Below are 12082 nucleotides of genomic sequence, written 5' to 3'. Positions count from 1 at the left end.
AAAAAAGTTAGATGCTTTAGTTCAAAAAAGGGAGCTACAAAAAAAGAAAAAATCATAATAATAGCCGAGCTTAAAGCTAAATATCCTTTGAAAATGCTATTACAAATTTCAAAAATAGCAAGATCAACTTATTATTTTTACCTAAACAAAGAAGATAGTGATATAAAAAATACAGATACAATTAAAAAAATTAAAAATATTTTCTATGCGCATAAAAAAAGATATGGATATCGTAGAATTACATTAGAACTTAAAAATCAAGGCTTTAATATTAATCATAAAAAAGTATTAAGACTTATGAATAAATATAATCTATATTGTATTACGCGTAAGAAAAGAAAATATTCATCATATAAAGGAACCGTTGGAAAAATTGCAGAAAATTATATTAAAAGAAATTTTGAAGCAAACAAACCAAATGAAAAATGGTTTACAGATGTAACGGAATTTAATTTAAGAGGAACTAAACTATATTTGTCCCCCATTTTAGATGCTTATGGAAGATATATAGTTTCTTATAATATTTCAACTAGTCCTAATTCAATGCAAATAAAAGATATGTTAGATCAGGCATTTAAAAAGAATAAAAAATTAAAAAATTTAATTTTTCATACAGATCAAGGTTGGCAATATCAACATAAATTTTATACAAATAGATTAAAAGATCAAAAAATTATTCAAAGTATGTCCCGTAAAGGAAATAGTTTAGATAATGGCTTGATGGAATGTTTCTTTGGGATAATTAAATCTGAAATGTTTTATGGTCAAGAAAAAAACTATGAAAATATTACAGAACTAAAAAAAGAAATAGAAAATTATATTGATTATTATAATAATCAGAGAATTAAAATAAAATTAAAAGGATTAACTCCTGCAGAATACAGGAATCAATCCTTAAATTAAATATTAAATTTCATGTCCAAGAAAATGGGTTCACTACAGAAATCGCTCTTTTTTATAATTATTTTTTTCTAGAAAAAATTCTTAAAAGATATAAGAATAAATTAATAAAATCTAAGTAGAGGCTTAAGGCTGCGATTATTCCCATCTTACCCATCGCTTCTTCATCTCCAGATGAAATTTGATAAGCCATTTTTTTTATTCTATTTACATCAAAGCTTATTAGAGCTGAAAAAATAACAACTCCTAAAATTGTAACCATCCAATATAAACTAGAGGCTTTAAGAAATATATTAATAACACTCATTAAAATTAAAGATACAAGTCCTGTTTTTAAAAATCCTCCATATTTACTTAAATCTTCATTAGTTGTGTATCCATAAATTGCTAGAACAGCAAACATGACAATAGTAGTTAATAAAGCGTAGAAAATAACATTTAAATCATAAGCAGCACCAATTAAAGAAAAAACTAATCCATTTAAAAATGAATAAAGAAAGAACATAAAGGTTGCGGTTAATTTAGAAATCTTATTAATTCCAGCTGAAAGGGCAATAACCACTATAAATTCACCAATTATTAAAGGTAAATAAAATTTATAAATTGTTGCTAAAAAATAGTTATTAAAAAATATAATATAAGCTGGAACAGAAAAAGTAATTAAAAGTCCAAGTACCATATAAGAAAACGCAGATCTTAAAAGTTTGTTATCTGTGGCAGTATCTTGATCCATAGAATAGCCATCATGATTAAAATTGTACATATATTCCTCCTAAAAAAAATTAAAATTTATTGTCTAATGTATTAGACTAAAAATTATTATTTAAAGTTATAAGGAAGTTGCTTCATTTTAGAAACAACTTCCTTATTGATATTATACTTATTTTTATTGAATAATCAAGTTAAATTTTTGAGATATCAAAAACTTCAAGGTCTTTATCTTGAAAATGTCTTTTTTCTGTTTTTATAATAGCGTTTAATGTATCAAAACAAGTAAGAACTTCCACACCATATTCAATAGCTATTCTTCTCATTTTAAATCCATCTCTTTGAGCATCATTTGCTTTAGTTGGTGTATTAATTATTAAATCTATATTACCATGTTGTATGGCAGTTAAAATATTTGGAGTACTTTCTCCTATTCTATTTATTTGAGAAGTTTTTATGTTATGGCTATTAAGATATTTAGCTGTTCCAGTGGTAGCTAATAATTCACATTTTAATTCTATTAATTTTTTTGCTATTGGTAAAAATTCATCTTTATCTTTATCTCTTATTGTAAGAAGAATTCTTTTTCCAGATACTTTATTAGCTCTTTTTCCTGCAATTAATCCCTTGTAAATTGCTTCATCTATAGTGTGTCCAACTCCTAGAACTTCCCCTGTTGATCTCATTTCAGGACCTAATGAAATTTCAACATCCCCAAGTTTTTCAGTTGAGAAAACAGGAACCTTTACTGCTACTAAATTAGGTTTTTTATATATTCCAGGTTTATAGCCAATTTCTTCAAGTGTTTGTCCTAAAATTATTTTTGTTGCAATTTCAATTACAGGCATACCAGATATTTTAGAAATATAAGGTACTGTTCTAGAAGATCTTGGATTAACTTCAATAACATATAATTCATTTTCATAGGCAATAAATTGAATATTCATCATTCCTTTTATTTCTAAAGCTTTTGAAATTTCTTTTGAAATTCTAAGAACTTCTTCTTCAGTTCCTTCATACAGATTTTGTTGAGGGTAGACAGTTATTGAATCCCCAGAATGTACTCCAGCTCTTTCTAAATGTTCCATAATACCAGGAATAATTATATTTTCACCATCACAAATTGCATCAACTTCAAGTTCAATACCATTTAAATATTTGTCAATAAGTACAGGATTTTCAGGATCCCTATCAAAGGATGATTCTAAATATTTAACAAGATTATATTCATCATGACATATTTCCATACCCTGTCCTCCTAGAACATAAGAAGGTCTAACTAATACTGGATAGTTAATTTCATTGGCAATTTTTATACCATTTTCAATGTTCCAAACAGCTCTCCCTTTAGGTCTTTTAATATCTAGTTCTTCCATCATTTCTTCAAATTTTTCTCTATCTTCAGCTTCATCAATTTTTTCAGCAGAAGTTCCTAATATTTTAATATTACGACTAGCTAATTCCTTTGCAAGTTTAATTGCAGTTTGTCCACCAAATTGAAGAATAACTCCTTCAGGTTTTTCTTTTTCAATTATATTCATAACATCTTCTATTACTAATGGTTCAAAGTATAGTTTATCTGCTGTTGAGAAATCTGTTGAAACTGTTTCAGGATTGTTGTTAATAATAATGCTTTCAATTCCTAATTTTTTCAAAGTTTTTACAGCATGAACTGTACAATAATCAAATTCTATTCCTTGTCCAATTCTTATGGGACCTGAACCAATAACAATTATTTTTTTCTTATTGGATACTGTAACCTCATCGAATTCATCGTAAGTGGAATAGTAGTAAGATGAATCAGCTGAAAATTCTCCAGCACAAGTATCTACCATTTTATAAACTGGATAAATATTATTTTCTTTTCTTTTTCTTTCAATATCCTTTTCAGAAACATTTATAAATTCAGCTATTCCCTTATCTGAAAATCCTTTTCTTTTTAATTTTCTTAAATATTCAGGTTTAAAATCTTTATATTTAGTTTTCTTTAGTATTTCTTCTTGTTTTACAATCCATTCTAATTTTTCCATAAAAAATTTATCAATACCTGTAATTTTTTGTAATTTTTCTTTTATATATCCTCTTCTTAGCATTTCAGCTACAATAAATATTCTTATGTCGTCAGGTTTTATAACAGCATCCTTAAGTTCATCCATTGACATTTTATTAACAGATGGATGATTAAAGTTAAATCTTCCTATTTCTAGAGAACGGATCCCCTTAAGTAAAGCAGCTTCAAAATTATTTCCAATGGCCATGATTTCACCTGTAGCCATCATTTGTGTTCCTAACTTTTTATTAGCCTTTTTAAATTTATCAAATGGCCACTTAGGAATTTTAACTACTATGTAATCTAAAGTTGGTTCAAAACAAGCAAAGGTTTTTTCAGTTACTTCATTTTTAACTTCATCTAATGTATAACCTAAAGAAAGTCTAGTGGCAACCCTTGCAATTGGATATCCTGTAGCTTTAGAAGCAAGAGCAGAAGATCTAGAAACCCTAGGGTTTATTTCTATAATAGCATATTCAAAAGATTTTGGATTTAAAGCAAATTGTACATTGCATCCTCCAATAACCCCTATTTCATTTACTATTTTTAATGCAGAGGTTCTAAGCATTTGATATTCTCTATCTGATAAAGTTTGTGATGGAGCAACAACAATGGAATCTCCAGTATGGATACCTACAGGGTCAATATTTTCCATGTTACATACTGTAATAGAATTTCCATTTTTATCTCTAATAACTTCATATTCAATTTCTTTCCATCCTAGAATTGATTTTTCAATTAACACTTGTCCAACTCTAGAAAGGCTAAGACCTTTAGAAAGTATATTTTCTAATTCAGTTGGATTATGGGCAAATCCTCCACCAGTTCCACCTAATGTATATGCTGGTCTTACAACAACAGGATAACCAATTGTTCTAGCAACCTCAAAACCTTCTTTTAAAGTTTCCACAATTTTACTTTCAATAATAGGTTCGTTTATTTTTTCCATAGCTTCTCTAAAAAGTTCCCTATCTTCTCCCCTTTTAATTGAGTCAATGGAAGTTCCCATAACTTGAACATTATATTTGTCTAAAATCCCATTTTCTTTAAGTTCAACAGCCATATTTAAAGCTGTTTGACCTCCCATTCCAGCTAAAATTGAATCTGGTCTTTCTTTAGCTATTACTTTTTCAACAAATTCCAATGTAATTGGTTCTATATAAATTCTGTCAGCAACAGCTTTATCAGTCATTATTGTTGCAGGGTTTGAGTTAATTAAAACAACTTCAATACCTTCTTTTTTTAAAGTTTCACATGCTTGTGTACCTGAATAGTCAAATTCAGCAGCTTGTCCTATTATTATTGGTCCAGAACCTATAACTAATGTTTTCTTTATATTTTTATCTATCATTAAAAACCTCCAATTAAAATATTAATAATTAAATTTAATCAATACTGTTATAATTATTTTTAAAATTTATATTCAAATAATTTTAAAAAATCATCAAATAAGTAATTATTATCTTCTGGTCCAGGACAACCTTCAGGATGATATTGAACACTCATAATATGAAGCTTATCACTTTTCAATCCTTCTATAGAGTTGTCATTTAGATTTATATGAGTAACTTTCATAGAATCAGGAACCTTATCAACAACATATCCATGATTTTGTGAAGTTATATAAATTCTATTTCTCTCTAAATCTTTTACAGGATGATTACATCCCCTATGCCCATATTTTAATTTTGCTGTGGAACCTCCTAAAGCTAAAGCAATTAATTGTTGACCTAAGCAAATTCCAGCTATAGGTAATTTTCCAACTATTTTTTTAATTTCAAATATAACATTATTTAAGTCAGTTGGATCTCCAGGTCCATTTGATAAAAATAAACCATCTAAATCATATTTTAAAATTTCCTCAGCTTTAGTATCCCAAGGAAAAACAATTAAATTACAGTTTCTCTTTTGGAAATTTCTAAGAATATTTCTTTTTATACCAAAATCCATAACTCCAATTTTTTTACCAGATCCTTTAATTTCGTAGATTTCTTTAGTACTAACCTTTGTAACTGCTTTGGAATTGTTGAAATTATTAAATTTTTCAGATAATTCCTTTTCAGTTAAATCTTCAGCAGTTATAATCGCTTTCATAGCACCTTCTTCTCTAATGATTTTAACTAGTTGCCTAGTATCAACACCTTTAAAAGCCACAATATTATTTTGTCTTAAGAATCCATCTAAAGTCATTTCACATCTGAAATTATTAGGAAGTTTAGCATCTTCTTTTATGATAAATCCTTTTAAATAAGAACGATCAGATTCCATATCTTCTAAGTTAATACCATAATTTCCTATCATTGGATATGTCATCACAACAATTTGACCACAATAAGATGGATCAGTTAAAAGTTCTTGATAACCTGTCATTCCAGTATTAAACACTATTTCACCAACTGTGTCCCCTAGTTCTCCAAATATCTTTCCTTCAAAAACATTTCCATTTTCAAGAATTAATTTTCCTTTCATGTAACCTCCCAATAGAATTATATAAAAAAAAAGATATAACATTAAGTTATATCTAAAATTCAAAATAAATATTAAAAAAACAAGAAAAAAATGAAAAAATAAATAAAATGTAGGATTCTTTTAAATTGTTATAACATTTAAAAAGATATCTAAATTTATACATTATTTCCCCCTTTCAATTTCTTAAGGAGAAGTATACTATAAAAAAAAAATAATGTCAAATAAAATAAAAAATATGGTATACTAAATAGAGTACTCAAATTCAGAATAGGAGGACTTCTAATGAAATTTAAAATAATAACAAATAACAAAAAAGTTTTTCATTTTTATAAAGAAACTGATGATGTTATTTATTTAAAAGAGGCTAATTTAACAAAAGTTTTAGCGGAAGTTTATAAATACGTCTTAAAGGGGCACAAGCTATTAAGTGATCCTATAATATATAATATAGCGAACATAGAAAATCCATTTAAATCAATATTAATTTCAAAGGATTTGGACATAAGTGGGATTAATTCTTTGAACATGATAAAAGGAGCTTTAAAAATATCAGAAAAATTGCCTCAGCCAGATTTAGAAAAACATTCAAAGGATAGATTAGAAGAATATAGATATGTGGATCTTAATTTGTTAATAAATAGTATAAAAGAGGTAAAGATAAAATGCGATTAGGTGGTGTGCTTTGGAGAAAGATATTGATTTTAGAAATGTAGTAGAAAAAACAACCTTTAAATTTATTCCAGTAATAAATTTAAAGAATAATTTAATATATGGTTATAAAATTATAAAGGATTTTAGTGATGCAGGTTTTAAGGACAATGACTATATTTATGATTGTGCTTTTAAAGAGGGATTATTTGAGTTTTTTATTTTAAAACTACAGGAAAAATCTTATAAAATAGCCAAGGAAAAAAAATTATTAAAAAATAAATTATTTTATACTTTAAGAGCAAGTCATATAACAGATCCAAATTTCTTTTTTTCTAGTGTAAACAATTTGACTAGTAATTTTGGAATATTACCTGAAAATCTTGTATACGAAATAAAAGAGGCTAAAGATTGGGGAAAAATTGATAATTTTCTAAATTATTTAAATGAGGATACAATATTTTTATTTAAAGAAACAGAAGAAAATCCTTTGAATTTAAAAGTTATAGAATACTTGTCTCCAAATTTTTTAGAAGTATCTTCTTTAAAAAGTTTAAATAGAATAAAAGCAAATAAAAATATAGAAAGTAAAATTATTTTTAAGGTGAATAATAAAAAAACAATTATTAATGAACAATTATTAAATAAAAAAATAGATTTAGCTTATAAATATTAAAAAAATATTTGACAATAGGGGCAATAAGCCTTATAATACTAGAAATTAAAAATAAGGAGTTTATATTATGTTAAAGAACACAAGGAGACAAAGGAATATTAAGTTAGATTCAGAATATTCATATAGTCTTTTTAGGTTGCTATTTAATAGATAAAAGTGAAATTAATTTTAATAAATATTACTATAATATATATAAAAGTTAAAACCATTTTTAGATAAAATCTAAAAATGGTTTTTTTTGTTTAAAAAATAAAAAAGGTAGGTAAATATGTTAGAAAATTTAGAAAAAGAATTTGAAAAAATATTTTCAGAATTAAAAGCTTTAAATGAATATTTATATAATAATCCAGAAATTGGAAGAAAGGAATTTAAATCTTCAAAGGCACATATTGAATTTTTAGAAAAAAAAGGTTTTAAAGTAACAAAAGAGTATGCGAATATAAAAACTGCTTATAGAGCTGAATACGACAGTGGAAAAGAGGGACCTTGTATTTGTTTTATGGCTGAATATGATGCCTTACCTGAAATAGGACATGGTTGTGGTCATAATATTTTAGGAGTAACAAGTATTGGAGCTGGTGTAATATTAAAAAATGTCATAAATAATTATGGAGGAAAAATTGTTGTTTTAGGAACTCCAGCAGAGGAAAATTTTGGAGCAAAAGTGGATATGGCAAAGGCTCATGTTTTTGATGACATTGATGTAGCAATCATATCCCATCCAACAGGAAGATGTCATAAAAAAAGTTCATCTAGTCAAGCTATTGAAGCTTTAGAATTTAAATTCATAGGGAAAACAGCCCATGCAGCAGGGGATCCATATAATGGAATTAATGCACTAGACGCAGTCATTCAATTATTTAATAGTGTAAATGCCTTGAGACAACAAACAAAGGCAACGTCAAAAATACATGGAATAATTTCAAAAGGGGGGGAAGCGGCAAATATTATTCCAGATTTAGGAGTAGCTAACTTCTATGTTAGGGATAAAACAACAAAAGAAATGTATGCTCTAAGTGAAAAAGTTAAAAATTGTGCTAAAGGAGCAGCAATGGCCACAGGATGTACATTAGAAATAAATAATTATGAATATACTTTTAAACATTTAATAACAAATGAAACATTATCAGAGACTTATACTAAAAATTTACAAAAAATAGGATTAGAAGAAATAGAATTATCTAATTCAGATGGGTCTACAGATGCTGGAGATGTTAGTCATGTATGTCCTACAATTCATTCTTACTTTCCAATATCTTCAAAGGATTTAATTGGACATAGTTTAGAATTTGCTAGAGCCAGTGTGACAGAAGAAGCTTACAAAGGAATGAAAGAAGCTATCTTTGCAATGGTATTAACAGGAAAAGATTTAATACAGGATAAAAAATTATTAAATGCAGTGAAAAAAGAATTTAACCAAATAAATAATTAATAAAAAATACCAGGAGGATGAAATATGAAAAAAATAATGATTTTAATATTAACAATTGTAACATTTAGTTTTAGCTTTGGAATGAAAAAAATATACGTTGGAACAAATGCAGAATTTAAACCCTATGAATATTTAGAAGGGGACAAAATAGTAGGTTTTGATATTGAGTTAATGGAGGCTATGACAAAAGAATTAAACTATGAAATTAAATGGGTAAATATGAGCTTTTCAGGATTATTACCAGCTTTACAAAGTAATAAAATAGACGTTGTTATTGCTGGAATGGCACCAACTTCAGAAAGATTAAAAGCAGTTGATTTTTCAAAACCTTACTTGGCCTTTGGAACAGGACATTCAGTTATTGTTAATAAAGAAAGTAGTATATTAAAAAAAGAGGATTTAAAGGATAAAAAAGTTGGAGTTCAATTGGGATCAAAGCAAGAAGAGTTAGATAAGAATCAAGGGGGGGAAGTTGTCTTGTTTGATTCATTTGCAGGAGCAATATTATCATTAAATCAAAATAAAATAGATGCTGTAGTTATGGATGAAAATAGTGGGAAAGAATATATTAAGAAAACTAAAGAATTAAAAATAGTTGATACAATTATGGATGATTCTCCAGGTGAAGCTATGGCTTTTAAGAAGGGCAATAAAAAATTAGAAGAAGAATTTGAAGTGGCTTTTAATAAAGTATTGAAAAGTGGAGAATATTTGCAATTAGTAAAAAAATATTTCCCAAATAAAGTTGGTAACAATATTATAAAATAATTATTTGAAAAATAAATGAAATATAGTATACTAATATCTAAGGGTTGCTTTGTATGGAGGGGAAGTTATGGTTAGTAAAAAACACACGATATTAGTAGTTGATGATAATGAAATAAACATAAAAATATTAGAGAAAATATTAGAAAAAGATTATAATGTTTTGTCAGCAAATAATGGGCAAGAGGCTCTAGATATTATTCGTTCTGAAAATAATAAAATAGCTACTATTTTATTAGATTTAGTTATGCCTGTTATGGATGGATTTGAGTTTTTAAAAATTCATCAAAGGGATAGAGTTTTTTCAAGTCTTCCAGTAATTGTTATGACACAACAAAATGATGTGGACACAGAAATAGAAGCCCTCTCATTAGGTGCCTCAGATTTTCTACCTAAGCCATATAATCCAATAATAATAAAACATAGAATTAAAAATATTATTGAACTAATACAAAATTCTTTATTAGTAAATACTTTAGAAAAAGATAGTTTAACAAATTTATATACAAAGGAAGCTTTCTTTGGATATGTGGAAAAATATTTAAAAGATTCAAAAGCTGATTTTGATTTGATAGGTTTAAATATAGAAAGATTTAAATTAGTTAATGATATTTTTGGAATGAAAGAAGGGGATAGGTTATTAGAATTTATAGCTAAATTAATTGAAAAGAAATTCGGAGATTATGAAGTTGTATGTTCTAGAGCTGTAGCAGATCAATTTTATATATTTATAAATAGAGATGCAGATTATATAAATATTTTATATGAAATTGAAAGAGAAATAAAAGCATATAATTTAAATATAGAAATTTCAATACATTTTGGAGTATATCAAATAAATAATAAGAAAGTTCCAATAAGCATCATGTGTGATAGAGTTAAGTTAGCAATAGATTCAATAAAGGGAAAATACAACATGCTTTATTCTCGCTATGATGAAAAGTTAATAGAAAAAATTAAAGCAGAACAAGAGTTATTAAATTGTATGGAAGAATCTTTAAAAAATAAAGATTTTAAAGTATATTTACAACCAAAATCAAATTTAATAACAGGGGAAGTTGTAGGAGCAGAAGCTTTGATTAGATGGGTGCACAAGGACCTTGGATTTATAACTCCAAATAGATTTATACCATTATTTGAAAAAAATGGATTTATAACAAACATTGATATGTTTGTGTTAGAGGAAGTATGCTCTAAATTAAAAAATTGGATAGATAGAGGTGTAAAACCAATAAGAATTTCAATTAATTTATCTAGAGTTGACATATATAATCCTAATTTAATAAAAATGATGATGGTTATAATTAATAAATATGAAGTACCTATAGAATATATTAGTTTAGAAATAACAGAAACCTCTTATACAGAAAATTCTAAACAATTAATAACAGTTGTTAAAAATTTAAAAAAAATAGGGTTTAACATAGAAATGGATGACTTTGGTAGTGGATATTCTTCTCTAAATATGCTAGAAGAGTTACCTATTGATATTTTAAAATTAGATATTAAATTTTTAGAAACTTCATCAAAAACAAAAAACAATATAGGAATATTAAATTTTGTTGTGGGATTAGGAAAGTGGTTAGATTTATCTTTGATAGTTGAAGGGGTTGAAACTATAGAGCAGGTTAATTATCTGAAAAGTATAGGATATACCTATGGTCAAGGATATTATTTTGCTAAACCTATGCCAAAGGATGATTTTGAGAAATATTTAATTGAAAATAGAAATAAAAAAGAAATTTTAAATATAGGTAATGATTTTAAAAATAAATTTATCCCTCTAATAGAGATAGAAGAGATATTAAATCCAAATTCTCAATTTAGTAAAATTTTTGAAAGTGAAATGTCAGTTCTTTCAGTTCAGGAATATTCCAATGGAAATTTATCAACAATAAGAGCAAATAAAAGATTTTTTAAAAGAATGAATATTACCAGTGAGATGATATATGATAAAAATTTAAATTTATTTAAATTGGTTCATGAGGATGATATTTTTGAAACAAAAGAAAATCTTAATGAAGTAGTTTCCACAAATAAAGGTCTTCTAACGGAGTTGAGATTGAAAAATTTAAATAATTTAAATGATTATTTTAAAATTCAAGTGAGAGTAATTCCACTTGAAATAACACAGTTGAAATCAATTCTATTATTTTCATATGAAAATATAGAAAAAGTAATATAAATAAAAAACAAAAAGGACTAAATCTTTATGAAGGTTTAGTCCTTTTTATCTAAAACATACACTGACAATAATATAATAATTAAAATAGACGGAAAAAATACTTTCTGTCTATTTTTTTATAAAAAATTCTCCAAATAGAGACAAAAAAAGTGAATAAATTTATTTAATATTGATTATATCTTATTTTAAATATTGGCCTATATTTTGCTTATACTTTTAATACATGAAAAATATAAATGATGAAGGGGC

At 26.1% G+C, this 12082-nt stretch carries 8 protein-coding genes and 1 pseudogene; 6 read left to right on the top strand and 3 right to left on the bottom strand.

The features are described 5' to 3' along the window. Positions 1–903 (top strand): annotated as a pseudogene (locus GIL12_RS03220) (IS3 family transposase); the annotation flags it as partial. A gap of 58 nt (positions 904–961) precedes the next feature. On the opposite strand, the gene GIL12_RS03215 reads toward GIL12_RS03220, so the two are convergent. The 3 genes from GIL12_RS03215 to GIL12_RS03205 all read right to left on the bottom strand — a co-directional run bounded on the left by GIL12_RS03215 (position 962) and on the right by GIL12_RS03205 (position 6127). Further along, positions 962–1663 carry a Bax inhibitor-1/YccA family protein gene (locus GIL12_RS03215; protein WP_239056044.1) on the bottom strand — a complete coding sequence of 234 codons (702 nt, stop codon included), beginning with the start codon at positions 1661–1663 and terminating at the stop codon, positions 962–964. 139 nt (positions 1664–1802) lie between these two features. After that, on the bottom strand, positions 1803–5009 hold the full coding sequence (gene carB / locus GIL12_RS03210) for a carbamoyl-phosphate synthase large subunit (RefSeq protein ID WP_163468915.1): 3207 nt from the start codon (positions 5007–5009) through the stop codon (positions 1803–1805). Between the two features lie 59 nt (positions 5010–5068). After that, positions 5069–6127 (bottom strand): carbamoyl phosphate synthase small subunit, encoded by a 1059-nt coding sequence (locus tag GIL12_RS03205; RefSeq protein WP_163468914.1) that lies wholly within the window; start codon positions 6125–6127, stop codon positions 5069–5071. A 282-nt stretch (positions 6128–6409) separates the two neighbouring features. Between GIL12_RS03205 and GIL12_RS03200 the strand changes: the two genes are divergently transcribed. From GIL12_RS03200 to GIL12_RS03180, 5 genes are all read left to right on the top strand, one after another. Next, the gene (locus GIL12_RS03200) at positions 6410–6799 is read left to right on the top strand and encodes a GrdX family protein (RefSeq protein ID WP_163468913.1); all 390 of its coding nucleotides are present in this window, start codon (positions 6410–6412) and stop codon (positions 6797–6799) included. 10 nt (positions 6800–6809) lie between these two features. Next, a complete protein-coding gene (locus GIL12_RS03195) occupies positions 6810–7451 on the top strand; it encodes a hypothetical protein (RefSeq protein WP_163468912.1) in 642 nt (213 codons plus the stop codon). A gap of 268 nt (positions 7452–7719) precedes the next feature. After that, on the top strand, positions 7720–8883 hold the full coding sequence (locus tag GIL12_RS03190; protein ID WP_163468911.1) for a M20 family metallopeptidase: 1164 nt from the start codon (positions 7720–7722) through the stop codon (positions 8881–8883). A gap of 24 nt (positions 8884–8907) precedes the next feature. Then, positions 8908–9651: a transporter substrate-binding domain-containing protein gene (locus tag GIL12_RS03185; RefSeq protein ID WP_163468910.1), complete on the top strand. Its 744-nt coding sequence runs from the start codon at positions 8908–8910 to the stop codon at positions 9649–9651. A 67-nt stretch (positions 9652–9718) separates the two neighbouring features. Beyond that, complete coding sequence (locus tag GIL12_RS03180) at positions 9719–11833, top strand: EAL domain-containing protein (protein ID WP_163468909.1); 2115 nt, start codon at positions 9719–9721, stop codon at positions 11831–11833. The last annotated feature ends 249 nt before the right edge of the window (positions 11834–12082 follow it).

It is taken from the genome of Fusobacterium sp. IOR10 (genome assembly GCF_010367435.1).
In the GTDB taxonomy this organism is placed as follows: Bacteria; Fusobacteriota; Fusobacteriia; order Fusobacteriales; family Fusobacteriaceae; genus Fusobacterium_B.
The sequence above is the reverse complement of the archived record's forward strand: the minus strand, read 5'-3'. Positions and strand labels throughout refer to the sequence as shown.